Raw genomic sequence first — 24,905 nt, forward strand, 5'->3', positions numbered from 1 at the left:
TTGTTGACACCGGCGCCGGCCGCCGAGCATGCTGCTCGACACGCCCCCTGAGGCGAATCCCCCATCCTCGAAGGAGTTCCAGATGACCGACGTATCGCGTCGCGTGTTCCTACGTCGGAGCGGAGCGGTCGGTGGCGGCCTGCTGGCGGCGGGCGTACTCGCCGCCTGCGGCGGTGAGAGCGGCAGCGGCTCGGCGTCCGTGTCGTCGGGCAAGGTCGAGCTCAACCTGTGGACGCACGACCCGGGCTACGTGAAGACCTTCACCGAGCAGGCCAAGCGCCTCACGGAGGCCCCGGGCGGCCGGTACGACTACACGATGAAGTTCACCAACGCCGACAGTGAGGCGCTGGTGACCCGCATGATCTCGACCGGTGCGGCGGGCCGGGGGACGCCCGACATGATCGGCATCGTGATCAGCGTCTTCCCGCGCGTCATGTCCGGCGGCATCGGCAAGCAGCTCTTCGCCCCGCTGGACGACCTGGCCGCGCCGGTCAAGGACGACCTGCTGCGCACCGCCCCTTACTCGATCGACGGCACCCTGTACGCACTGGAGTCCGACACCTGCCTCAGCGTCCTGTACTACCGGGAGGACGAGTGGGGGAAGAACAAGATCCCCGCGGACATCGCCACCTGGGAGGAGCTCGCCGAGGTCGGTGCGAAGCTGCACGAGAAGACCGGCCAGTCGCTCGGCATGGTCTCCACCGGCGACAACACCTCCATCACCAACCAGTTCCTCCAGCTCCTGCTCCAGCGGGGCGGCGGCTACTACGACGAGGGCGGCAACCTCGTCCTCGACTCGCCCGAGGCCGTCGAAGTGCTGGAGTTCATGGCCAAGGGCGTGCGGAGCGGCTTCCTGATCGCGTTGCCCGACCCGTACGGCGCCCCGAACACCGCGGCGCTGAAGAACGGCAAGCTCATCGCGACCGTCATGCCCAACTGGTACAACGTCTACGGCCTCCAGGCGAACGTGCCCGAGCAGAAGGGCAAGTGGAAGATCCGCAACCTGCCGAAGTTCGCGGGCGGCGGCCACCTCGCCTCGGCCATGGGCGGCACGGGCTTCGCCGTCCTCAAGGACAAGCCGGGCACCGCCGCCGCGCTGGAGCTGCTGAAGCAGACCTACCTCACCCCCGAGGGCCAGCTCCTCCGCTTCCAGATGGGCGGCTTCCTGCCCACCCTCAAGTCGCTCTACAAGGACCAGAAGCTGCTGAGCACCGAGGACGCCTACCTCGGCCAGCGCGTGTTCGACGTCTACACCCCCGCCGCCGCCGACAGCCCGACCTTCTACCAGAACGAGAAGCTCAACACGCTGATCGAGGCGCTGGGCGGGCCGATGCTGGAGACCCTCCAGGGCAAGAAACCCGCCGCCCAGACGATCAAGGAGGCGGCGGCCGCGTACAAGAAGAACGGCGGATGAGCGTGACCGAGGTCGGTGTGCCCCGGAGGCCGCTCACCGCCCGCCTCCGGGGGCCCGGCGCCGCACCCTACGTCTTCGTCCTGCCGTTCTACGTCCTGTACGGCCTGTTCCTGGTCGTGCCGATCGGGATCGGCGGCTACCTCAGCCTCACCGAGTGGGCGGGCCTCGGCACGCCTCAGTGGGTCGGTCTGGCCAACTACGAGCGGCTGCTGTCGGACGGCAGCTTCCGGACCGCCGTGGGCAACACCGTGATCTACGTGGCCTTCTCGGTGGGCGTGGTCGTCCCGGCCGCGCTGCTGGTCGCCCAGGCGCTCAACACCCGGGGGCTGAAGGGCCGGGACTTCTTCCGGCTGACGTTCTTCATGCCGGTGGTGCTGTCGCCGATCATCATCGCACTGGTCTTCACCCTGCTCTACGACCGCGAGTACGGCCTGCTCAACGCCGCCCTGCGCGGGTTCTTCGGCTGGGGCGGCATCGACTGGCTGGGCGAGCCGAGCTGGGCCAAGGTCAGCGTGATGCTGCTGGTCCTGTGGCGGTGGACCGGCTACCTGACGATCTTCTTCCTGGCCGGGCTGAAGAACATCCCGCGCGACTTCTACGAGGCCGCCGAGATCGACGGCGCCGGACGGGTGCGCACCTTCTTCAGCGTCACCGTGCCGATGCTCAAGCCGGTCACCGCGTTCGTCGCGGTGACGGTGCTGGTCGGCACGGCGCAGATCCTGGAGGAACCCATGCTGCTCACCAAGGGCGGCCCCGGCGAGGCGACGTTGTCGGTGGCGATGTTCATCTACCGCGAGGCGTTCACCCGCCAGCAGCTCGGCTACGCCGCGGCGGCCGGGGTGGTCATGTTCCTGCTCGTCTTCGTGCTCGGGCGGGCCGCCAACGCGGTGTACGGCGTGGGGAGGGAGCGATGAAGGCCGCCCCGCGGTCCCGCCGCGGCCTCGTCTACGTGTTCCTGGCCATGCTGGTGGTGCTGTTCGCGGTGCCGCTGCTGTGGGCGCTGAGCTCGTCGTTCAAGCCGCGCGGCGACATCTTCGCCTATCCGCCGCAGCCGCTGCCGATCCCGTTCACCTGGGAGAACTACACCCGGCTGCTGGAGACCCAGCCGTTCTGGGGCTGGTTCCTGACCAGCACGGTCGTCGCGGTGGTCTCCACGGCGGTGTCGGTGTTCGTCTGCGCGCTGGCCGGGTTCGCCTTCGCGAAGTACCGCTTTCCGGGCAAGAAGTTCCTGTTCAACGTGATGTTCAGCTCACTGGCGGTGCCGTTCGCGGTGATCGTGGTGCCGCTGTTCATCATGCTGATCAAGGCCGGGGTCACGAACGTCTACTTCACCCTGATCGTGCCCTGGCTGGCCCCGGCGTTCGGCATCTTCATGATGCGGCAGTACGTCGAGCAGTCGGTGCCCGACTCGATCCTGGAGTCCGCCCGGCTCGACGGGGCCTCCGAGTTCGGCCTGTTCCTGCGGATCGTGCTCCCGCTGCTGCGCCCGGCGCTCGGCGCGCTGGCCGTGTGGAGCTTCCTGAACAGCTACAACAGCTTCTTCTGGCCGCTCATCGTGGTCTCCGACCCGGCCCAGTACACCCTGCCCCTCGGCATCCAGGCGCTCTACGGCGCCGAGAGCCGCCAGGTCGACATGGTGCTCGCCGGCTCGGTCCTGGCGGCCATCCCGAGCCTGATCATGTTCCTGCTGCTGCGCAAGCAGCTGCTCGACGGACTGACGGCGGGGGCCGTCAAGTCCTAGGAGATCCCTGTGACCCCTTCTCGCCTGACCATCACCCTCTGGGACTTCACCTGGTACACGCGCACCGGGCCCGGCGAGCCGTTCGCCGACCTGGACGCGGCCTTCGCCGAGGCCGTGGCGCGCGGGTACAACACGGTGCGGATCTGCGCGATGCCGTACCTGCTGTTCGGCTCCGGCCTGGACACCACGGCGCTGACGTTCAGCCCCTTCGGCGGCTACGGCGGGCGCACCCGCTGGTACGACGTCCGCGAGCGCACCACTCTCGACGGGCGCCGCCACCTGCTGGCCCTGTTCGAGGCGGCCCGGCGGCACGACTGCCACGTGATCGTCTCCAGCTGGGAGTTCCAGCAGAGCTCGGTCTTCCTGGACGATCCCTCCTGGTACGAGGCGTTGCGTGCCGTACCGCCCGCCGACCGGGCGTCGGCGCTGGCCGACGCGCTGGCCGACCTGGCGGACTTCCTCGACGCGCACGGCCTGGCCGACCGGATCGCGTTCGTCGAGCTGCACAACGAGATCCAGTCGACCTGGCTCAACGAGGTGGTCGAGCCGGATCGGCCGAAGGTGCTCGGGCTGCGGCCCTACCTGGAGGCGGCGATCGACGCCTTCAAGGCCCGCCGCCCCGAGCCGGTCACCGCCAACTACGCCCGGGTGCCGGTCGGCGAGATGCGCGGCCTGCCGCGCAACGCCGACGTCGGGGTGTTCCACCCCTATGTCTACGGCGTGCTCGACGAGCTGATCGACACCTTCGCCCTGCGGGACGCCGCGCGGCCGTTCCCGCAGGAGCGGGCCCACCGGGAGCTGCTGCGGCCGGACGCCCCGCCGCTGGAGGAGTGGGGCCCCGACCAGGAGTGGCGGCGCGCGGCGACGGTGGTGCCCGCCCGGGAGGTCTACGTCCACGACTGGTGCGACCCGGTCCGGTTCGACCAGTGGTTGTACGACCGCTACTCGACCTACCGCTACGGCATGTCCGAACGGCTGCGCATCTGGATCGACGCCGCCGCCGACTGGGCCGCCCAGGCGGAGGTGCCGCTCGTGCTCGGCGAGGGCTGGATCGGGTACACCCCTCTCCACGGGACCTTCGAGGAAGGTCCGGTCGGCCGCGCGACCTGCCTGGAGGCCGTCGCCCACGCGGCCAGGGTCGGCGCGTGGGGCACGGTGGTGTGCTCCAACGCCGCGCCCCATCACCCGATGTGGCAGGACCGCGCCTTCCAGGAAGAGGCCAACGCACTGTTCACGGGAGCCGCACGATGACCCGTTTCGCCGGGAAGATCGCCTTGGTCACCGCCGCCGCGTCGGGGATCGGCGCGGCCACCGCCCGGCTGCTGGCCGAGCGGGGCGCCTCCGTCGTCGTCATGGACGTGGCCGACGACGCGGGGGCCGAGCTCGCCGCCGAGATCGGCGGCCACCACCTGCACGGCGACGTCTCCTCCGCGGCCGCCTGGACCGCCGCCCGCGACCTCGTCGCCGACCGGTACGGCCGCCTGGACGTCCTGCACGTCAACGGCCCCGGCCGGGTCGTGCCGTCGGTCCCCGTCCACGAGCTGCCCGAGGACGACTGGGACCGGCAGATCGCGGTCTCGCTCAAGGCCGCCTACCTGGCCGCCCACGTCTTCTGCCCCCTCCTGGCCGAGACCCGGGGCTCGATCGTCATCACCTCCTCCGTACACGCCCAGACCGGCATCCCCGGCTGCGGCGCCTACGCCGCGGCCAAGGGCGGCCTGCAGTCACTGGCCGGCCAGCTCGCCGTCGAGTACGCCCCCGACGTGCGGGTCAACGTCGTCGTCCCCGGGCCGATCATGACCGCGGCCTGGGACGGCATCGGCGAGCAGGGCCGGGCCGCGACGATCGCCGAGACCCCCGCGGGCCGGTTCGGCCGTCCCGAAGAGGTGGCCGCCGCGGTCGCCTTCCTCGCCTCGGCCGAGGCCTCCTTCATCACCGGCGCCTGCCTCAAGGTCGACGGCGGCTGGAGCATCTCCACCACCTCCTCCTAGAACGGACCCCCATGAAGATCGTGTCCATGGACACCTTCCTCGTCCCGCCCCGCTGGTTGTTCCTGCGCGTCCGTACCGACGAAGGCATCACGGGCTGGGGCGAGCCGGTCGTCGAGGGCCGCGCCGAGACCGTCCGGGCCGCCGTCGCGGAGCTGAGCGAATATCTCGTCGGCGAGGACCCCCTGCGCATCGAGGACCACTGGCAGGTCCTGACCAAGGGCGGCTTCTACCGGGGCGGCCCGGTGCTGTCCAGCGCGGTCGCCGGCATCGACCAGGCCCTCTGGGACATCGCCGGCAAGGCCGCCGGGCTGCCCGTGCACGCCCTGCTCGGCGGCCCGGTCCGCGACCGGGTCCGCATGTACGCGTGGATCGGCGGCGACCGCCCCGCCGACGTCGCCGCCGAGGCCCGAGCCCAGATCGAGGCGGGCTTCACCGCCGTCAAGATGAACGGCTCGGCCGCGCTGACCCCCATCGACACCCCGGCCCGCATCCGCGAGGTCGTCGAACGGGTGACGGCGGTCCGCGAGGCCGTCGGCGAGGAGAACGACGTCGTCATCGACTTCCACGGGCGCATGTCGACGGCGATGGCCCGGCGGGTGCTGCCGCTCATCGAGCCGCTGCTCCCGCTGTTCGTCGAGGAGGCGGTGCTGCCCGAGCACACCCCCAACCTGGCCGCCCTGGCGCGGTCGACCTCGATCCCGCTGGCCACCGGCGAGCGCCTCTACTCCCGCTGGGACTTCCGCGAGGTGCTGCGCGACGGCATCGCGGTGGCCCAGCCGGACGTCAGCCACGCCGGCGGCATCTCGGAGGTGCGCCGCATCGCCGCCATGGCCGAGGCGTACGACGTCACGATGGCCCCGCACTGCCCGCTCGGCCCGATCGCGCTGGCGGCGAGCCTGCAACTGGCGTTCGCGATCCCGAACTTCCTGATCCAGGAGCAGAGTGTGGGCATCCACTACAACCAGGGCAACGACGTGCTCGACTACCTGGTCGACCGCACCCCGCTCCGGTTCGCCGGCGGTTTCGCCGAACGCACCGCCGTACCGGGCCTGGGCATCGAGGTCGACGCGGCGGCCGTGGAGCGCGCGGCCGAGCGCGGGCACCGCTGGCGCAACCCGGTCTGGCGGCACCCGGACGGCTCCTTCGCCGAATGGTGATCAGGCGGGCAGGGTCGCCGCGACCGCGGTGAGGGCCGCGCGGGCGTCGGGGAGCGGTTGGCCATGACCGACGCAGGCCAGCCGCGCGTCGATCTCCGCGAGCCTGCGGAAGGAACCGAGCAGCTCTGAGCGGTCCAGATTGAACACCCCGGGCATGACCTGTCCGTTGACGTGCGCGACCGTGTCCCCGGTGAAGAGAACCCCGGAGCGTGGCAGGTGAACCGCGATGCTGCCGTCGGTGTGCCCGGGAGTGTGGATCACCCGTGCGCCACCGCCGAAATCGATCGTGTCGCCGTCCTCCAGCTCGCGATCCACGCGGCACGCGGGCGCGGCGGGCAGCGGATGGGCCCCGAGGTCGCGGTGCAGGACGCGCTCCTCGTCGGTGAAGAGGGGCGGAGGGGCGGGCTTCTCGCCGCGGATGACCGGCGCCTCCAGCCGGTGGGCCAGCACGGTGACGTCGCCCCACCCGCTGATCTCGGCGGCCCCGCCGCAGTGGTCCTCGTGGAAATGGGTGAGCACGACCCGCTTGACGTCGCTCCTGCGGTGGCCCAGTCGCTCGATCGCGGCCGCGATGTCCTTGCCGGAGGTGGCGACGCCCGCGGAGGAGCTGCACTTCGGCCGGGCCGGCGCGCGGCTGTTCATCAGCCAGCAGGCGCTGTCGAAGCGGATTCGCCGGCTGGAAGAGGTGCTGACGGTGCCGCTGTTCGAGCGGACGACCCGCGCCGTGGAGCTGACCGAGGCGGGGGAGCGGTTGCTGCCCCATGCTCGTGACGCGGTCTCCGCGTTCGACCGGGCGATCCAGGCGGTCCGCTTGGCGGACGACCCGTTGCGGATGGACGTGTACGACGAGCGGTTCACGCCGCTGCGGATGGTGCGTCAGGCGAGCGAGCGCGACTCCCGCGTACGGATCGAGCTGAGCATGCGGCAGGGGCTGTCCGTGGCGTTGCCGGCCCTGCGGCGGCAGGAGCTCGACGCCGCGTTCGGGCGCGTGCACGACACGCCGGCGCCCTGGCCCGCCGAGCTGGCGTACCGGCTCGTGCGTCTGGAGCCGCTGCACGCGTTCGTGCCCGAGGATCACCGCCTGGCCGCCAGGGACGTGCTGCGGCCGGCTGACCTGCGCGAGGCGGGCATCGCGATGCCCGACCCGGCGGGCGCGGCGGAGTGGCGCGGTTATCTCGTACGGCTGGCCGACCGGTTCGGCGTGCCGTTGCGCTTCAACGCTCCGGCCATCGGCCAGCGGCATCTTGTGGAGCAGTTCCTGGCGGAGAAGAGCGCGGTGGGGCTGGGCGAGATGAGCATCGACCCGGCCGGGAGCGGCCTGCGCCGCATCCCGATCGTCGAGCCGACGCCGCTGATGCCCTGGTCGATCGTCTGGCATCGGCGCAATCCCCGGCCGCTTCTGCGGGCGCTACTGCGGCAGCTGCGCCCGCGCCCGCTGCCCGCCCCCTCCGACCCCGGGGTATGGGTGCCCGAGATCGACCTGACCCCTTTGGGCTCCGACGGCTGAAGCCATGCGTGTTCACGTGCCAGGCGCGGCTACCGCCCTGCCCGCCAGGTGGTTGCGGATGGCGGTCCTGGCGCGCTCGTAGGCGTTCGGGTCGTCGTGCAGCAAGGAGACGGCGTTGGCGTTCTCCATGAAAGAGATCAGCTCGAAGGCGAGCTGGTCGGCGTCCGTGTCGTCGGCGAGCTCGCCCAGCTGGCGGGCATCCTCGACGGTACGCGTCACGAAGCGGATCCAGTCGAGGCCGGCCGCGGCGACGGCATCCCGCACCCGGCCCGGACGGGCGTCGAACTCCGCGGTGACGGCGAAGAAGAAGCAGCCCCCGGGGAAGACCCGCCGCTGCGAGTAGCTCAACCAGCTCTCGCACAGCCGTCGCACCCTGCCCAGGCCCGGCGGCACGGTCAGCGCGGGCTGGACGACCTCGTCGACGAACACGCTCATCGCGATGCGGATCGTGGCGAGCTGAAGCTCCTCCTTGGAACCGAAGTAGCCGAACAGGCCGCTCTTGCTCACGCCGAGCTCCGTGGCCAGCCGGCCGATCGACAGCCCTTCCAGCCCGTCCTGCGAGGCGAGGTCCGCCGCCCGGCGCAGGATCACGTCGCGGGCCCGCTCGTCCCGCGGCCGTCCCGCCATCTCCACCCCTTCTGCGTACGAACGTTCGGCCCAGGATAGCGGCTTGACGTCATCTTCGGTATGTTCCTATTCTCGGCACGAACGTTCGTACAAAGAAAGGGGTGGAGCAGCGGCATGCTGAGATCCCGATGGACTCCCGGACCGGCGGCCGGCGCCACCGGCTCGGTGCTGGTCAGCGTCACCGACTTCAAGATCAGCCGGCCGCTCGACCTGCCCGGCGTCTACCAGGCCGGGCTCACCCTGCGCCGCGCGTGGCCCGACCTGCCCGGCGCGGTCGGCATGTGGCTGTGGACGGAGCCGCTGGCGGGCAGGTGCGGCTCGGTGTCGATCTGGCAGGATGAGCAGGCCCTGCGCACGTTCGTCGCCTGGCCGGACCACGTCGCCATCGTGCGGCGCTACCGCGGGCGGGGAGAGCTCAGGTCCACCACCTGGACGACTACCCAACCCGACCCCGGCGTCTGGGCCCGGGCCCGCTCGTACCTGTCCGGCGACCGTGACTAGCCACACCACACAAAGAAGGACATATGCCACCCGAGACCGGCGAACACGAAGTGCTGCGCGTCATAGCCGACCGGGTCCGTAGCGGCAGCCGTCCCGGCGCCCGCCAGGACGGCCACCGGGTGGCCCTGGCCATCGAGGGCGGCGGCATGCGCGGCACGGTCTCCGCCGGCATGGCCCTGGCCCTGCACGAGGCCGGCGCGGCGCACGCCTTCGACGCGGTCTATGGGGCATCGGCCGGGGCCATCACCGGGGCCTGGCTGCTGAGCGGAACCCCCGAGAACCTGACCGGCTGGGCCGAGCCCGTCTACGCGCGAGCGATGATCCGCCCGTTCAACCTCCTGCGCGGCCGTCCGATGGTCGACGTGCGGAACCTGGTCGAGTACCTGTACTGCGAAGTGACCCGGATGGACTTCGACGCGGTCCTGACCAACCCGATCGAGTACCACCCGCTGGCCACCGACGTACAGACCGGGCAATCCACCGATCTGCGCCCCCATCTGACCGGTCCCGTCGAGCTGCGGCTGGCCCTGCGGGCCAGTGCGGCGCTGCCGTTCCTCGCCGGTCCGCCGGTCGAGCTGGCCGGGCGGCTCTTCTACGACGCGGGACTCGCCGAGTCCATCCCGTACCGCACCGCCCTGGCGCAGGGCGCCAGCCACGTCCTCGTGCTGCGGTCCCGTCCCGCGCCTTCGGCCGCGGCCGGAGCACCGGCCGCGCGACCGTCCTACGGATCGCGCCTGATCGCCGCGACCGTCCTGCGGAGCTACCCCGAGGCACTGCACCGGAGTTTCTACGCGCGCGACCACCGCTTGCTGCACGACGACACGCTGCTCGCCCGGTACGACCGGCCCGAGCCCCGGACGACCCCTCCACCCGCCGACGGCCAGGCCGCGCCCGATCCGGCGGTGCTGTCCGTGCGCCCCGCGCCTGACTCCCCGCGCATCGGCCGCCTCACCCGCGACGGCAAGCCCCTCAAAGCCGCGCTCGAAGCCGGGCGCGCAGCCGTCAACCTGCTGCTGCAACCGCTCGGCCGGCCGGCCGCCGCACCATAGACGCGACTCCGCCACGCGGCCGGGTGTCGCCACTTGGCGATGCTCCACGCGGGGCCAGGTGCCGGTCCGGCCAGACGCGCCGTCCGCGCCCGGCGGCGGGGCGTTGCGGAGGTGGCGGGATCTCGTGCCCGTGATCCGCCCCGCGCATGTACAACAGTGCCTATGAAGGATGACGATGACCTCCAGGCGCGGGGAGAGGATCTTTCGGCTGTCGTCACGGCGGTGCTGACCGGGTCGCGGCTGTTGGTGGCGGTCGCGGTGAGGTCATTGGGAGCGGTCGGGGACAGGGTCACGTTGCCGCAGTTCAGGATGCTGGTGGTGCTGGCCGGCCATGGTGAGACCAAGCTGGTCACGATGGCGGAGCTGCTGGGCGTCAACTCCTCCACGGCGATGCGGATGGCCGATCGGCTGGTGGCCGCCGGGTTGATCGTACGGGAGGTCAATCCGCACAACCGGCGCGAGAGCCTGATGCGGCTGACGGACGAGGGACGCCGCATCGTGGACGAGGTGACCGCGCGCCGCAGGGAGGAGATCGGCGCGATCGTGGCGCGGATGTCGGCCAGGCAGCGCCGGGCGCTCATCTCGGCGATGAACGCCTTCAACGAGGCGGGCGGCGAGCCACCCCTGGACGTGCCGAACCCGCTGGGCTGGTCCGCCGTCTGAATCGCTTACGCGGCGGCCGGAAGCCGTGCGGGCTCCCTCCTCGGCCGTCAGATGGACGGGGTGGGGAAGCTCTCGGGTGTCGTCAGGCCGGTGCTCTCCAGGAGGCGCTGGTGGTTGAGCACCGCGGCGTTGGCCTGTTCGGAGAAGCGCCGGACCAGGGTGTTCTGCGTGGTGCCGCGTACCGTGCCGATCAGGCTGAAGATCTGTCCGTGCGCCAGGCGCAGCCATTTGACGTACGTCTTGTCATAGGCGGATCCGGACCTGCCGGAAATATCTGTCATCCAGTCCTGCTGCTGAGGCGTGGGCTTCACCGGCAGTTTGACCTTCAGCTTGGCGGCCACATCGCGCACCTGCCCGTCGAGCATGTCGTGCTGAGCCGCGATCTCCTTGCTGACCTGGCGGACGCGGGCGCTGTTGGCGCGCTGTATCGCGTCCTGGGCCATGGGCATCTCCCACAGGCTGGCGAGCCGGACCTTCTTGATGAGCTCCTGGTCGGCCTCCGACAGCGGTCCCCACTTGGTCTGCCGGGTGCGGGTCTCCGGCTCGTCCTCCACCGGTTGGACGGTGGGTGCGTCGGTCGGTCCGGTCTCGATGTCGGTCGGCTCGGTGCCGAGGCCGGCGGTCGGCTCGGTGCTGAGGCCGGCGGTGTCAGAGACGGGCGTCGGCGTGTAGCCGGCGCAGGCGGTCAGAGTGCAGAGGGCGGCAATGCCGCAACTGATGAGAGCGCGACGGCTGTCGAGGAGTCGCATACGCCGTCATCCCCTTCCGGTCCCTTGGACGCGGCCTTCGTGAGTGGCGCCGGTCACTGAGGGATACGCGGGAGGGTGCGGGAGTGTTCATGGCATTGTGCAAGATTTGCATTGCGCAAGACTGCCGGGGTCCGCTGAGCCGTTGCCCGAGGCGGCCTTCACCGGTGCCATCCGTGGACGGCGTCCACCGCGTGCTCCTCCGGGCCGAGAGGAGCACGCGGGGCGGCGTCCACCCGATCGCGGTGCGGACCCGCCGTGTGGGCTCAGGCCGTGGGGCGGCCCAGGCCGCGCAACTGGTCGGCGGTCAGCGCGGAGACGTTCTGGTCGACAGGGGACTCGGAGTACTGGTGGATGGCCCAGGACTTCCAGTCGGCGGGCGGGGAGATGGCCCCCTTGGCCTTGCTGTAGTGGGCGACCCACAGCGGGTACTCGGACAGGCCCTTGCCGTACTTGTTGGCGAAGTTCCAGCCGCTGTAGAACATTGGGGTGATCCCCGTCTTGTCCTTCACGTACGACAGCCACGTCTTGGCCCAGGCGTTGACTTCGGCGACGGATCTGCCGTTCGCGGTCTCCAGGTCAAGGACCAGCAGGTCGCCGGCCTTGGCGGGCTGCGAGTTCACCACGGACAGGAAGTGCTCGGCCTCCGCGATGGGATTGTTGCGGGGATGGCCATAGTGGTACGCCCCGCGCACGATGCCCTTCTTGCCCAGCTCGCGCCAGTGCCTGGCGAATGAGGCGTCGCGGAAGGACGTGCCTTCCGTGGCTTTGATGATGCCGAACTTGGCCGGGCTGGCATTCCAGTCGTACAGGGGCTCGTAATTGGAGATGTCCAGGCCGTAGATGAGGGGTCCGGCTGCCTGACGAGTCGCCGGCACCGGGTTCTGCGCGGTGGGCGATGCGAAGGCGAAGGTGGCGATGGCGGCGGTTCCGGCGAGGATCGCGACGGCGACGGTGAAGCTGAGGTACTTGGTGAGGAGATCGCGGTGATTCTTGAGGATGTAGGCGATTGTGGCAAGCCGGGGCTTGGACATGAGGCATTGACTCCTTGCTTCCATACCGCCTACCGGGTTAGCTGACGGGTTCGGGCCTGGAAGTGCCCTACATGGCGCAGCCTGGGCTGGCGTCTGATTCACCCCAAGAACGTGGGTCCCCGGTTCCGCGAGGCGCGGATTCGGCGGCCGGACGCTGTCCCCGAAGGGCTTCTTCGGGCAGCGCGCGGTCCGGTCAACGAAGCGGCAACGATGTGGCGAAAGGGCTCCACATGTGTGCCGCAACTAGGCAAAAGATAGACATATACCCATAGATGGCGCAAGTAGCGCAAATCGGATTCGCGGGTGTGGGCGACTGGGCGGCGCTGAAATGCCGTGCCTGTAGGGATTCTGGCACTTGGCAAAAAATCGGGGGCGTCGCTTCCGGGCCTTTATGATCTCGGCACAGGTGGGGCAGGCCATTCATGCGTTGCCATTGTGACAAAACACCGTTCTACCGGTAATCGTGACTCCAGCCCCGTCCTTTGACGTCCGCGGCGCCGTCGGGCACGCGGGAGCCGGGCGGACTCCAACTCTCCGGGGGTCCGCACGTCGATCGGCCCCGGCGGGTCACCGGATCCCGGCAGGTGTCCCGGCGTCGCCGGTGCCGAGGGTGGTCAAGCGGGCTCCTCATCGGGGGTGGTGATGGGCAGGCCGGCGTCGGCGGCCCGGGGGTAGGCGTCGTCGATGTGGACCACCTGGCGGCCGCTGCGGGCCAGCAGGCTCGCGGCCGCCGCGGCCCGGTAGCCGGTGCCGCAGTGCACCCACACCGTTCCCTCCGGCACCTCGGCCAGGCGCTCCGGCAGCTCGGGCAGCGGGATGTGCACGGCGCCGGCCACGTGGCCGGCCCGCCATTCGTTGCCCATGCGCACATCCAGGACGGTCAGGCCGCCGACCGGTTCCCCCGCGCGAGCGGCGGCCAGGTCGGCGAAGGTCGCGGTGGCCAGCTCGGCGATCAGGCCCGGGTCGTGTCCGGCCCACTGTTCGACGGAGCCGGTCGAGGCGGCGGCCGGGCGGTCTATGCCGATGCGGGCCAGCTCGCGCTGGGCGGCGGCGACCTGTTCGGCCGACTCGCCGAGCAGCGTGAGGGGTGCGCCCCACGGGGCCAGCCAGCCCAGCCAGGTCGCCATCGGCCCGTCCAGGCCGAAGCTGAGTGTGCCGGCCAGATGCCGGTCCGCGAACGCCTTGCGTGAGCGCAGGTCCACCACCCATTCGCCCGCCCGCAGGCGAGCCAGCAGCTCCGCGCTGTCGGCCCGCCGCGCCGGGGTCAGGTCGATCGGCTCCGCTCCGGCGGCGTTGCGCGCGCCCATATGGGCGTAATAGGCGGGGTAGGCGTCCAGGCCTTCCAGGATGTGGGTGACGAAGTCGTCGGCCTCCATCCGCAGCACCGGGTTGACGTCCTTCTCCCGGCCGATGGTCGAGGCGGACGCGCCGGACTGCGTGACCGCGCAGAAGCTGCCGAACCCGTGCGTCGGCCAGAGCCGCGCCCCGTCGGGCAGCAGGCCGGACAGCCGCCGCGCGGAGGCGTGCTGGTGGCGGGCCAGGGTGCGGGCGTGCTCGGCGCCCAGCAGGTCGGTACGCCCGGTGCCGCCGAACAACAGCGACCCTCCGGTGAACACCCCCTCCGGCCCGCCCGGCCCGGCCACCACGTAGGACAGGTGGTGGAAGGTGTGCCCCGGCGTGCCCACCACGTCCAGCCACATCCGCTCGGAGACGGCGACCCGATCTCCGTCATGCACCGGCACACGGTCGAAGCCGACCTCCTCGGCCCCGCCCACCAGGTACGCCGCCCCGCTCACCCGGGCCAGCGCCAGGCCGCCGGAGACGTAGTCGTTGTGCAGATGGGTCTCCACCACGTGGGTGATCCGCACCCCCAGGCGGCCGGCCAGCGAGAGGACGCGGTCGATGTCGCGCTGCGGATCGACCACCACCGCGACCTGCCCGTCATGGGCGAGATAGCTGCGGTCCCCCAGGGAAGAGGTCTCGATCACCTCGACCTGGATCGTCATCTCCTTGTCTCCTTTCGATCGTCAAATACCCCGGGGGGTATCAAGAGAACATACGGGTGCCCCAGGGCACCCGATCACACGGTCACGAAAGAGCGAGGAACAGCTTCTCCAACCGCTCCACGCTGATCGGCGGCTCCTCACCCTGCTCGCGCGCCACCTGGCACTGCTGCAACCCGGTCGAAATGATCTTGAATCCGGCCCGGTCCAACGCCTTCGACACCGCCGCCAGCTGCGTCAGCACCTTCTCGCAGTCATCGGCGTTCTCGATCATCGCGATCACCCCGCCGAGCTGGCCGTGGGCCCGCTTCAGCCGCGTCAGCGCGTCCCTCAGGACGGTCGCGTCCATCTCCATCCGCACCACCTCCGCGCCCAATATACCCCCGGGGGTAACTCGGCAAGGGCCGCGGCGGTAGTCAGCGGCGCTGAGAGCCCTGGTCCACCTTGATCAGGGTTCCGGCCGGGGGCGGTGACGTGCTGGAGCCGCGCGTATTTCCGACGGGAGCAAGGGAACGAGAACGTGATCTCGGGACCTGACGTGCTCCTACGGGCGGCGGCGAGGAGGTCCGGCGAACGATTCGTCATGACGCGCGGGGTGTCGTGGGCGGCGACAGGTTGAGGAACTCAGATCTCGGATCGGCGAAGGAGGCCGGTCCTCTTCGGTGAGCTCAGGATCGGGGTCACCTCCAGCCTGCGGACATCGTCAAGCGATCCGACGGTCTCGGTGAGAAAGGAGTACAGCCCGCCCAGATCGTCGGCCGCGACGGCCACCAGGAGGTTCGCCGCCCCGGTCGTGGCCGCGGTGAACCGCACCTGCGGATGCCGGCTCAGCTCTTGTCCGGTCGCTTCCAGGCTGCCTGGACCGGTGGCGATCCACAGCAGCGCCTCACTGCCGATGCCCAGCAGCCTCAAGTCCACTTCGCACGCCATACGCACCATGTGGGCAGAGATGAGCAGGTCCAGCCGACGGCGCACCGTCGACGCCGACGTTCCCAGCCGGGTGGCCAGGTCGCTGTAGCCGGCGCGCGCGTTCGCGGCCAGCTGGTCGATGAGCGCGTCATCGAGCGGTTGAATCTGCGGCGCGTCGGCGGGCTCTCGCGGCAAGGTGGCGAGGGTCTCGAACTGGTCCATGGGCAGCAGTCCCGCGCTCCAGGCGAACCCCGCGGGAAACACTTTCAGCAGGTCGTAGGCGTCCCACGAATGGACGGCGGCTGTGGCGGGCAGGTCCCGAAGCAGCAGCGAGGTCCGGGCCCGGGGCCCGTCGAGAAAGAGCACGCTGCTGATCTCGTCACCGCCGCCGAGAATGTCGACCCACACCGTGTCGGCACGCCGCGCCAGTCCCGCGGCGATCGCCTGGATGCGGCTGGGCCGGCACCGGATCCGCAACACCATGGGGATGAGCCGGGGAAAGCGAGCGGGATTGCGGATCGCTGTGGGCCGCAACGTGCCGTCGTGCAGGAGCGGTGTCGCACGGCGCACGACCGTCCGCTCGGAGATCCCCAGGACACGGGCGATCGTTCGCCATGACGCCCGCGGCGACGCCATCAGCACCGCGGCGATCCGCCGCTCCGTCGCATCCATCTCATGCCTCATGTGTCTTACTTTCGCCAGAATCCCATGATCCATGACGCATATCACGAAGCCATGGGGGCGCTGCTCGCTCTTTTCCGCCGAGCGACCGTAGAACGGAGGCGTACCACTCCGGCAAGGAAGGTGACATCAATGATCGTGAGGGAACGCCCCGTCGTGGACACCGAGTCGGGGAGCGTGCAGGGCACCGTCGAGGACGGCGTCGCCGCGTTCCGCGGCATCCCCTACGCGGCTTCCCCGCTGGCGGACCGGCGCTTCGCCGCCCCCGCGCAGCACCCCGGCTGGTCGGGCCGGTGGGATGCCGCCTGCCCCGGCCCGTCCGTCCCCCAGGCCCCCTCCCGTCTCGAAGCGGTCATGGGACACCGCACCCCCGACTGGAACGAGGACGGCTCTCTCACCCTCAACGTGTGGACCCCCCGCCTGCCGGCCGGCGGACCCGCCCCGCACGCCCTCCCGGTCCTGGTGTGGTTCCACGGCGGCGGATTCACCAGCGGATCCGGTGGCTGGGACTGGTACGACGGCCGGAACCTGGCCGCCGCCGGCGACATCATCGTCGTCACCGCCAACTACCGCGTCGGTCCCCTTGGCTACCTCTACCTCCCGGAACTCGGTATCGAGAACCTCGGCGTGCAGGACCAGGCCGCCGTCCTCACCTGGGTGAAGCGCAACATCACCGCCTTCGGGGGAGATCCCGGCAACCTCACTGTCGGCGGCCAGTCCGCCGGAGCCTTCTCCGCCCTCTACCTCGCCCTCTCACCGGTCACCGGCCCGCAGATCAAGCGGGTCATCACCCAGAGCGGTCCCTGGGGGCTCCCCCCGCAAGACCCCGGGGAGGCGGCCGACCATGCCCGACGCTTCCTCAAGATCCTCGGCCTGGAGCGCAGCCCGGATCCCATCGCCACCCTGCGCGCCGTCCCAGCCGAGCAGCTCCTCGCCGCCTACCAGCGGCTCGCCCAGGACGTCTTCCGCCCGGGCGGCGTCGCTCCGCCGATGTACCCTGTCCTCGGCGCCTTCGGAATGCCCGAGGCGTGGGAACAGGCGCTGGCCTTCGGACGCCTCGACGGCAAGCAGCTGCTGACGGGGACCACCAGGAACGAGATGGCGGCGTTCTTCGCGTTCGACCCGCGCATCCAGGCCGTCACCGCCGCCCAGGCGAGCTCGATCGTGGCCGGCCAGCTCGACGGCGGCGCCGAGCGGTTCGACCGCGCCGCCGCCCGGCGTCCGCACGCGACACCGAGCGACGTCTTCACCGAGGTCGAGACCGAGATCATTTTCCGCGACGGGGCTCTCGCCATCGCCGATCACCACGCCGCGGCCGGCAACCCGACCTACGTCTACCAGTTCGACTACGCCCCGGCTCAGGACCCCGCACACCTGGGCGCCGCGCACTGCGTGGAACTCCCCTTCTTCTTCGACACCATCGACGCCTACCCCGACAGTCCCATGCTCGGCGAGGCCACCGTCGCGGCCCGCTCGCTCGGCCACATGTTCTCTCACGCGGTAGCGGCCTTCATGGCCACCGGCCGGCCCGCCGCGGATCAGTGGCACCCGTACGAGGCCGCCAACCCTGCGACCATCCGGCACTTCGCCTGATATTCCGCCGCCTCCTGGTCCGCGCGCCTTGGAGCACGGCCGCTCCAACGGCGGACGGGACCGGTGGCGAGCCCGCTGCCGACCGCGGCGAGCCCGCTGTGGCGACGGCTCTGCCGTCTGCGGTGGGCTGAGCTGCCACCGACCCGCCCAGCGGTCGCGCCAGGTGGGTGCGGATGCGGAAACCGTGGGTTTCTCGGCCGTGACGATGGATCGACGGCCGAGGCGATGGGACGTGACCATGTCCGCCGCCACCAGGAAACGCCCGCCGACGCCGGAGTGGGGGCCGGCCGTTACGAGCGTTTCCGGGATTCGGCGGCGGCCCAGGCGAAAATGCCCTTCGCCATGAGGGACAGTTCGCCGGCCGCCCTGGCGGAAAAGACCTCCGCGCGTACGCGATGCACTCCCGCGTCGTCCGGAGCCGCCAGGGCGGCCATTTCCGCCAGATGCCCGGCCAGCCGCTCATCGCCTTCGGAAAGGGCCTTGAGCGCCGCGTCCGCGAGGGCCTGCGCCCCGCCCGCCAGTTCCGCGACCGATTTCGCCAGCACCGCCTCGGGAGCGGGCTTCAGGTGGGCCGGATTGCCGTCGTACCAGCCGCCGTAAAGGCGCCACAGATTGCGTACGACGAATTCCGGCTCGTCGTAACGCGCCCGCAGATAGGGCCGGTCGGCCAGATGCTCCGGCGCCTTCACGGAGTGGACGATCTCGTCGACCCGGGCGCCCGCGTTGAGCAGTTGCAGGGTCTGCGTGATGAGCGACTCCAGCCATTCGGCCGTTTCCAGCAACGCCTGCCGGATGCGGTCGCGGCCGAAGATCGGGGCGCCGTGGCCGGGGAGCATGATCTCGGCGTCCATGGCGGCCATCCGGTGCAACGCGTGCACCCATTCCCGGGGATAGCGCTGCGCCTTCTGCGGGTTGCCGCAATTGGGCGTCACCCAGAGGAACAGGTCGCCGGGCAACAGCAGTTTGTGCTCGCGCACGTAGCCGATGGTCCCGTCGTCGGTCTCGCCCTTGGCGTGCACGAGGTCGAACGTGAGCCCGCCGCGCCGCACGGTCAGCGCGTCGGTGTAGGTCACGTCCGGACGGCGGTAGTCGGTGGGCCAGTGGAGCCCGGCGGCCTGGAACTGCCGCTGGTTGATCACCGAGTTATAGCCATTTGTCAACACATAACGCTCGAACCGGTCAACAACCGCTTTATGGGCATAAATCGCGGCGCGAGGCCCCGATTCCTCGAACGGCCCCGTCCCGAAGACATGGTCGACGTGCCCGTGCGAGTAGAACGCCGTGGTCAATGGCGCCCGCGTCCAGGCCCGGACGTCCTCGTGCAATTTCGCCGCCGAGAACGCGCTGCTGGTGTCGAACAGCACCAGCTCGCCCTCGGTCTCGAACGCGGTCACATTGCCGAACCCCGGCCACCAGCCGACACCGTCGGCGATCGGCTGAACGCCCTTGCCCTGCAGGCCCGCGTCCACGACGCTGTCGTCCGATTCGCCGCGCCAGACGCGCTCGGCGTACTCGATAATCATGGGCCCAACCCTGCTTCCAGAACCTCATTCTGGGCAAGGGGTTCGCGGCAGGATCTCGCCTTTGGTGCGCGGTCAAAGGGTGCAGGCGCTCGGCTTCCTTGCAGGTGCAGGTCAGAGATGATGACACGCTGTGGGAGCGCTCCCAGATATATGACGAAGATGTTTCCGAGCTGTCAAGGACCCGAAAGACAGAGCCAACGGAAACATGGATGCGACGTGCGCACATCGCGAATTGTTCTTGTTAGACCACGCTGGGCATCCGGAAATGCGGATCTAGCCCTTGACCTCGAAGGAGCCGAAACCTAGCCTCCCTCGTGGGAGCGTTCCCACGGCCTCATCAGGCTTCGCCGTTCCGGCTGCAGCACATCCGCGTCATCGCCGCGGACCTCCGTACGTGTACGTGTACCACCGCGTGTTCCGAGGAGAAAGACGCGTGACCAGGAGCTCCCTTTCACCGGCCAAGCAGGCCCTGCTGGAGCGCCGCCTTCGGGCGCGCGGCACCAAGGTCAGTGTTCCCCGCCGTGACCCCGGCACCGCGCCGCCGCCGTCGGCCATGCAGGAGCGATTGTGGTTCCTTGAGCAGTACGCCCCAGGCACGGCCGCCTACACCGTGCCGTTCGCGGTCCGACTGACCGGCGAACTCGACGAGAACGCCCTGGCCAGAGCCCTGACAGAGCTCACCCGGCGGCACGAGAGCCTGCGTACCAGCCTGGTCACCACCCCGGACGGACGCCCGGAGGCGGTGGTCGCCGAGGAGCCGGTCGTGGAGTTCCGCGTCACCGACGACCCCGGCGAGATCGACCGGGAGCTGGTCCGGCCGTTCGACCTGGCCCGCCCGCCGCTGCTGCGCGCCCTGCTGGTGCGCTCGGCCCCCGGCGAGCACGTGCTGCTGCTCACCATGCACCACGCGATCACCGACGGCTGGTCGTGCGACATCCTGTTCCAGGAGCTGCTGGCGCTGCACGCGGGCCGGGAACCGGCGCCGGTGCCGCTGCAGTTCGGCGACTACGCGCACTGGCAGCGCGGCCGGACCTTCGACGACGACGTGCGCTACTGGGTCTCCAGGCTGGACGGGGTGCCCGCCCTGGAGCTGCCGACCGACCTGCCCCGGCCCGCCGAGCAGCGCTGGGACGGCGCCGCCGTGGACGTCGTCGTGGACCCCGCCCTCACCGCGTCGATCGCGGAGCTGGGCAAGGCGCACCGGGCCACGCCGTACATGACGCTGCTCGCCGCCTTCCAGGTGCTGCTCGGCCGGTTCGCCGGGCAGGACGACTTCGCGGTGGGGTCGCCGGTGTCCGGGCGGGAGCTGCCCGAGCTGGAGACGGTCGTCGGGCCGTTCATCAACACCCTGGCCCTCCGGGCCGACCTGAGCGGCGACCCGACGTTCGGCGAGCTGCTCGGCCGGGTCCGCGACTCCACCCTGGACGCCTTCGCGCATCAGGCACTGCCGTTCGACCGGCTCGTCACCGAGCTGGCCGTGGAGCGGGACGTCAGCCGCACGCCGGTCTACCAGACCATGTTCGCGCTGCAGAACTACCGCGGCCGGACCCTGGACACCTCCGGGCTGGGCGCGGAGCCGTACCCGATCCCCACCGTGGCCAGCCGGTTCGACCTGGCGCTCTACCTCTTCGAGGGCGGCGGCGGGCTGCACGGGCAGCTCACGTACAGCACCGCGCTGTTCCGGGAGGACACGGCGCGGCGGCTCGCGGGATGCCTGGAGACGCTCCTGCGGGCGGCGGTCGCCGACCCCGGGCTGCCGATCTCCCGGTTGCCGCTGCTCGGCCCGGACGAGCGGCGGCGCGTGCTGGCCCTCGGGGTCGCCGAGCCGGCGCCGCCGGCCGGGATCGGGCTGCTGCACGAGGTCGTCGCCGGGCAGGATCCCGCGGCGGTCGCGGTGGTCGCGGGGGACGTCTCGCTCACGTACGGCGAGCTCGGCGCCCGCGCCGACCGGCTGGCCCGGCGGCTGCGGGCCCTCGGCGCCGGGCCCGGGGAACGGGTGGCGCTGTGCCTGGAGCAGTCGGCCGGACTGGCCGTGGCGGTGCTCGGCGTGCTCAAGGCGGGGGCCGCGTACCTGCCGCTGGATCCGGAGCATCCGCCCGAGCGGCTGGCGTACGTGGTGCAGGACGCCGGGGTACGGATCGCGGTGACCGATTCGGCCTCCAGGTTGCCCGATGGCCTGCTCACGGTCGGCCTCGACGAGCCCGGCGGTGACGAGGCGCCGGTCCCTCAGGACGTGACCCCCGACGACCTGGCCTACGTCATCTACACCTCCGGCACCACCGGAAGGCCCAAGGGCGTCGCGATCCAGCACCGGCAGGCGCTGGTCTATCTCGCGGGCCTGCGGGAGCGGCTGGGGATCGAACCCGGCGGTTCGTACGGGCTGCTGCAGTCGCTGGCCTTCGACTTCGGGGTGACGGTCTTCTACGCGTGCCTGATGACCGGCGGCACGCTGCACATCATCCCGCCGCGCACGGCGGGGCACGAGCTGGCCGAGTACGTCCGGGACGCCGGCATCGACTATCTCAAGATCACCCCGTCCCATCTGGCCGCGTTGCAGGCCGACGTGCTGCCGCGCAAGCTGCTGATCCTCGGCGGCGAGGCGGCGCCCCGCGACTGGGCGGAGGAGCTGGCCGCGTCCGGACGCTGCCGGGTCGTCAACCACTACGGCCCGACCGAGGCGACGGTCGGCGTCACCACCTATCCGGTCGAGGGCCCGGTCGGAGGCGACGCCGGCACGACCACCACGCTGCCCATCGGCAGGCCGCTGCCGGGGGCTCGGGCGTACGTGCTGGACGAGCATCTGGAGCCGGTGCCGATCGGCGTCGCGGGGGAGCTGTACCTCGGCGGGGACCGGCTGGCCAGAGGCTATCTCGACCGCCCCGCCCTGACCGCGGAACGGTTCCTGCCCGACCCGTACGGCCCGCCCGGCGCTCGCATGTACCGCACCGGCGATCTGGCCCGCCACCTCCCCGACGGGAACCTGGAGTTCCTCGGCCGCCGCGACCTGCAGGTGAAGATCCGCGGCTACCGGGTGGAGCTGGCCGAGGTCGAGTCGGTGCTCGGCCGGCATCCCGGCGTGACGTCGGCGATCGCCGACATGCGCGGCGGTCTCCTCGTGGCGTACCTCCTCGCCGAGTGCGGTGAGGCCCGGCCGGAGGCCGCCGAGATGCGGACGTGGCTGGCCGAGCGGCTTCCCGACTACATGATCCCCGCCCGGTACGTGTGGCTGGACGAGCCGCCGCCGCTGAAGTCGCACGGCAAGGTGGACCGGGCCGCCCTGCCCGACCCGGCGCCGGAGACGACCGGCCGGTTCGAGCCACCGCGATCCGCCGCGGAACGGACGGTCGCCGCCGTGTGGTCCGAACTCCTCGGTGCCGCCGAGGTCGGCGCCACGGACGACTTCTTCGAGCTCGGCGGCCACTCCCTGCTGGCCATGCGGGTGGTGGCCCGGCTCAGGCAGGAGCTGCCGGAGCGTGCCGTCACCGTGCTCGACCTGTTCAAGCACCGCACCGTACGCGAGCTGGCCGCGCTGCTGGAGTCGGACGGCGACGGCCCGCGCCACCTGCTGCACCGGCTCACCCCCGCCAGGACGGCCACCTCGACGTTGGTCTGCGCGCCGTACGGGGGCGGCAGCGCGGTCATCTACCAGCCGCTGGCCGACGCGCTGCCGGCCGACTGGGCGCTCTACTCGATCGCCGTGCCCGGGCACGAGCTGGGCGAGGAGTCCCGGCCGCTGGACGAGGTCGCCGACGGGTGCGTGCAGGAGATCCTCGACGGCATTGAGGGCCCCGTCACCCTGTACGGCCACTGCGGCCTCGGCGTGATGCTGGCCGCGGAGATCGCCCGCCGGCTGGAGGCCGCCGGCCGCGAGGTCGAGGCGGTGTACCTCGGCGGTGTCTTCCCCTTCGCCCGTCCCCGCGGCCGCCTCTCGGGCCTGACCGAGCTCATGGAGCGCATCCGCGGCGACCAGGCCTGGATCAACGACCTGCGCTCCGCCGGCCTGGACGTGGAGGAGGTCGGACGTGACCAGCTCGACCTCATGGTCCGCAACCGGCGGCGCGGCACCCGGCAGGCGGAGCGGTACTTCACCCGCATGTTCGAAGAGGCTACGGCCCCGCTGCGGGGGCCGGTGATCGCGCTGGCCGGCGAGCGTGACCCGGCGATGGAGTTCTACCAGGAGCGCTACCGCGAATGGCACGTGCTGTCGGAGCTGACGGCCCTGGTCGTGCTGGACGAGGCCGGCCACTTCTTCCTGAAATATCGGGCGGAGGAGCTGGCGGCCATCGTGACCGGCACGCACCGCGCCATCGCCGAGGGACGGACCGAGCCGCTGGCACGCGCACCGCGATCCACGTGGTGGCTGGAGGGCGTGTCCTCCGGAGACTCCCCGGCCCTCTCGGAGGAACGCCGGGCGCGGCCGGGCATGGGGCGGTTCGCGCTGGTCGCGGCCGGGCAGCTGGTGTCGATCCTGGGGTCGGCGCTGACCGAGTTCGCCGTGCCGCTGTGGATCTACACGACCACCGGCTCGCTGGCGAACTTCGCGCTGTTCGCGGTGCTCGGGCTGCTGCCCGGCATGCTGGTCGCGCCGCTGGCCGGGGCCATCGTGGACCGGTACGACCGGCGCGCGGTGATGCTCGCCGGGGACGTCACCGCGGGCGGCGTGCAGCTGGTCCTCGGGGTGCTGCTGTGGACCGGCAACCTGGAGATCTGGCACATCTACCCGCTGCTCGCGCTGCTGTCGGTCGCGCTGACCTTCCAGCGGTTCGCGTACGCCTCGGCGATCCCGCAACTCGTCCCCAAACGCTTCCTGGGCCACGCCAACGGGGTGGTGCAGCTCGTCACCGGCACGGCCCAGGTGGCGGTGCCGCTGGTGGCGGTCGGGCTGATGGCGCTCATCGGGCTGGAGGGCATCCTCGTCGTCGACGTGCTGTCGTATGTGTTCGCGGCCGCGGTCGTGCTGGCGGTCCGGTTCCCCCGGAGCATGGCCTGGCGGCGGCGCGAGACGGTCATGGCGGAGATCGCCGGCGGCTGGCGGCTGACCTGGGGGAACCGGGGCTTCCGCGGGATGCTGGTGTTCTTCGCCGTCCTGAACGTGTTCCTGTCCCCGTTGTTCCTGATGATCTCGCCGCTGGTGTTGTCGTTCGCGACGCTGCAGGACGTCGGGCGGGTGTCGCTGGCGGGCGGGATCGGCGTGCTGGCCGGCGGGCTGCTGATGGCCGTGTGGGGCGGGCCGCGCCGGGGGCGGCTGCGCGGGGTGCTGCTGTTCACGCTCGCGCTGGCGGGGTTCTGCGTGGTCGTCGGCGTACGGGCGGATCTGGTGGCGATCGCCGCGGGGGCGTTCGGGATGTCGCTGTGCCTGACGCTGCTCAACGGCGTGTACGCGACGATCATCCAGGTCAAGGTGCCGCAGCGGTTCCACGGGCGGGTCATCGCGCTCAACACGCTCGTCGCCTGGTCCACGCTGCCGATCGGGTTCGGGCTGGTGGCGCCGTACGGGGCGACGGTGCTGGAGCCGCTGATGGCGCCTGACGGGCCGCTGGCCGCGACGGCGGGGGCGTTGCTCGGGACGGGGGAGGGGCGCGGGATCGGGCTGATGTACGTGGTCTTCGGGCTGACCATCGCGCTGATCGCGGTGTGCGCGATGCGCGTGCGGGTGCTGGCGCGCTTCGATCGCGAGGTCCCCGACGCACTGCCGGATGATCTCGTCGGCATCGAGGAGCTGCGGCGGCGTGCGGGAGGCGAGTCGTGATCGTGCGGGAGCTGCGG

The 24,905-nt window shown here is 71.0% G+C and carries 20 protein-coding genes and 1 riboswitch; of the genes, 12 read left to right on the forward strand and 8 right to left on the reverse strand.

All coding sequences use genetic code 11. From position 1 onward, the window contains the following. Nucleotides 1-82: 82 nt before the first annotated feature. The 6 genes from AB0L65_RS42025 to dgoD are packed head-to-tail and all read left to right on the forward strand — an operon-like array spanning nt 83 to nt 6,303. Complete coding sequence (locus AB0L65_RS42025; RefSeq protein ID WP_364257840.1) at nt 83-1,414, forward strand: ABC transporter substrate-binding protein; 1,332 nt, start codon at nt 83-85, stop codon at nt 1,412-1,414. Then, nucleotides 1,411-2,328, forward strand: coding sequence for a sugar ABC transporter permease (locus AB0L65_RS42030; protein WP_364257843.1), 918 nt, complete (start codon nt 1,411-1,413; stop codon nt 2,326-2,328). The genes AB0L65_RS42025 and AB0L65_RS42030 overlap by 4 nt, the downstream gene beginning before the upstream one ends. After that, entirely contained in the window at nt 2,325-3,155 is an 831-nt protein-coding gene (locus AB0L65_RS42035; RefSeq protein ID WP_364257846.1) for a carbohydrate ABC transporter permease, read from the forward strand. Before AB0L65_RS42030 ends, AB0L65_RS42035 begins: the two co-directional genes overlap by 4 nt. Before the next feature lie 9 nt (nt 3,156-3,164). Continuing rightward, nucleotides 3,165-4,406, forward strand: a complete 1,242-nt coding sequence (locus AB0L65_RS42040; RefSeq protein WP_364257849.1) for a cellulase-like family protein — start codon at nt 3,165-3,167, stop codon at nt 4,404-4,406. After that, nucleotides 4,403-5,146, forward strand: a complete 744-nt coding sequence (locus AB0L65_RS42045) for an SDR family oxidoreductase (RefSeq protein ID WP_364257852.1) — start codon at nt 4,403-4,405, stop codon at nt 5,144-5,146. Before AB0L65_RS42040 ends, AB0L65_RS42045 begins: the two co-directional genes overlap by 4 nt. An 11-nt stretch (nt 5,147-5,157) precedes the next feature. Then, nucleotides 5,158-6,303 (forward strand): galactonate dehydratase, encoded by a 1,146-nt coding sequence (dgoD, locus tag AB0L65_RS42050; RefSeq protein ID WP_364257855.1) that lies wholly within the window; start codon nt 5,158-5,160, stop codon nt 6,301-6,303. Here dgoD and AB0L65_RS42055 read toward each other — a convergent pair whose 3' ends face one another. After that, a complete protein-coding gene (locus tag AB0L65_RS42055; RefSeq protein WP_364257858.1) occupies nt 6,304-6,945 on the reverse strand; it encodes an MBL fold metallo-hydrolase in 642 nt (213 codons plus the stop codon). On the opposite strand from AB0L65_RS42055, the gene AB0L65_RS42060 reads away from it, so the two are divergent. Then, nucleotides 6,890-7,810, forward strand: a complete 921-nt coding sequence (locus AB0L65_RS42060; protein WP_364257861.1) for a LysR family transcriptional regulator — start codon at nt 6,890-6,892, stop codon at nt 7,808-7,810. The two genes, AB0L65_RS42055 and AB0L65_RS42060, sit on opposite strands and share 56 nt — an antisense overlap. Nucleotides 7,811-7,822: 12 nt before the next feature. On the opposite strand, the gene AB0L65_RS42065 is transcribed toward AB0L65_RS42060, so the two are convergent. Next, entirely contained in the window at nt 7,823-8,437 is a 615-nt protein-coding gene (locus AB0L65_RS42065) for a TetR/AcrR family transcriptional regulator (RefSeq protein WP_364257864.1), read from the reverse strand. Between the two features lie 114 nt (nt 8,438-8,551). On the opposite strand from AB0L65_RS42065, the gene AB0L65_RS42070 reads away from it, so the two are divergent. From AB0L65_RS42070 to AB0L65_RS42080, 3 genes are all read left to right on the forward strand, one after another. Further along, complete coding sequence (locus AB0L65_RS42070) at nt 8,552-8,938, forward strand: hypothetical protein (RefSeq protein WP_364257867.1); 387 nt, start codon at nt 8,552-8,554, stop codon at nt 8,936-8,938. 23 nt (nt 8,939-8,961) lie between these two features. Then, nucleotides 8,962-9,987, forward strand: a complete 1,026-nt coding sequence (locus AB0L65_RS42075) for a patatin-like phospholipase family protein (protein ID WP_364257869.1) — start codon at nt 8,962-8,964, stop codon at nt 9,985-9,987. A 162-nt stretch (nt 9,988-10,149) separates the two neighbouring features. After that, nucleotides 10,150-10,650, forward strand: a complete 501-nt coding sequence (locus tag AB0L65_RS42080; protein WP_364257872.1) for a MarR family transcriptional regulator — start codon at nt 10,150-10,152, stop codon at nt 10,648-10,650. Between the two features lie 47 nt (nt 10,651-10,697). Here AB0L65_RS42080 and AB0L65_RS42085 read toward each other — a convergent pair whose 3' ends face one another. The 5 genes from AB0L65_RS42085 to AB0L65_RS42105 form a co-directional block, all read right to left on the reverse strand. After that, nucleotides 10,698-11,399: a DUF4142 domain-containing protein gene (locus AB0L65_RS42085; protein WP_364257875.1), complete on the reverse strand. Its 702-nt coding sequence runs from the start codon at nt 11,397-11,399 to the stop codon at nt 10,698-10,700. Nucleotides 11,400-11,662: 263 nt separating this feature from the next. Beyond that, entirely contained in the window at nt 11,663-12,430 is a 768-nt protein-coding gene (locus AB0L65_RS42090; RefSeq protein WP_364257878.1) for a GH25 family lysozyme, read from the reverse strand. Between the two features lie 11 nt (nt 12,431-12,441). Continuing rightward, nucleotides 12,442-12,586: riboswitch (cyclic di-AMP (ydaO/yuaA leader) on the reverse strand. Nucleotides 12,587-13,044: 458 nt separating this feature from the next. After that, the gene (locus tag AB0L65_RS42095) at nt 13,045-14,436 is read right to left on the reverse strand and encodes an MBL fold metallo-hydrolase (protein ID WP_364257881.1); all 1,392 of its coding nucleotides are present in this window, start codon (nt 14,434-14,436) and stop codon (nt 13,045-13,047) included. A gap of 82 nt (nt 14,437-14,518) precedes the next feature. Further along, a complete protein-coding gene (locus tag AB0L65_RS42100; protein ID WP_364257884.1) occupies nt 14,519-14,788 on the reverse strand; it encodes a metal-sensitive transcriptional regulator in 270 nt (89 codons plus the stop codon). A gap of 269 nt (nt 14,789-15,057) precedes the next feature. Further along, a complete protein-coding gene (locus AB0L65_RS42105) occupies nt 15,058-16,014 on the reverse strand; it encodes an Lrp/AsnC family transcriptional regulator (RefSeq protein WP_364257887.1) in 957 nt (318 codons plus the stop codon). A 141-nt stretch (nt 16,015-16,155) separates the two neighbouring features. Between AB0L65_RS42105 and AB0L65_RS42110 the strand changes: the two genes are divergently transcribed. Next, nucleotides 16,156-17,616, forward strand: coding sequence for a carboxylesterase family protein (locus tag AB0L65_RS42110; protein WP_364257890.1), 1,461 nt, complete (start codon nt 16,156-16,158; stop codon nt 17,614-17,616). Between the two features lie 290 nt (nt 17,617-17,906). On the opposite strand, the gene AB0L65_RS42115 is transcribed toward AB0L65_RS42110, so the two are convergent. After that, nucleotides 17,907-19,139, reverse strand: a complete 1,233-nt coding sequence (locus AB0L65_RS42115; protein WP_364257893.1) for an alkyl sulfatase dimerization domain-containing protein — start codon at nt 19,137-19,139, stop codon at nt 17,907-17,909. Between the two features lie 433 nt (nt 19,140-19,572). Here AB0L65_RS42115 and AB0L65_RS42120 point away from each other — a divergent pair, with 433 nt between their 5' ends. Then, entirely contained in the window at nt 19,573-24,888 is a 5,316-nt protein-coding gene (locus AB0L65_RS42120; RefSeq protein WP_364257896.1) for an amino acid adenylation domain-containing protein, read from the forward strand. Nucleotides 24,889-24,905: the final 17 nt, after the last annotated feature.

Origin of the sequence: Nonomuraea sp. NPDC052116 (assembly GCF_040680035.1) — a bacterium.
Taxonomy (GTDB): domain Bacteria; phylum Actinomycetota; class Actinomycetes; order Streptosporangiales; family Streptosporangiaceae; genus Nonomuraea; species Nonomuraea angiospora_A.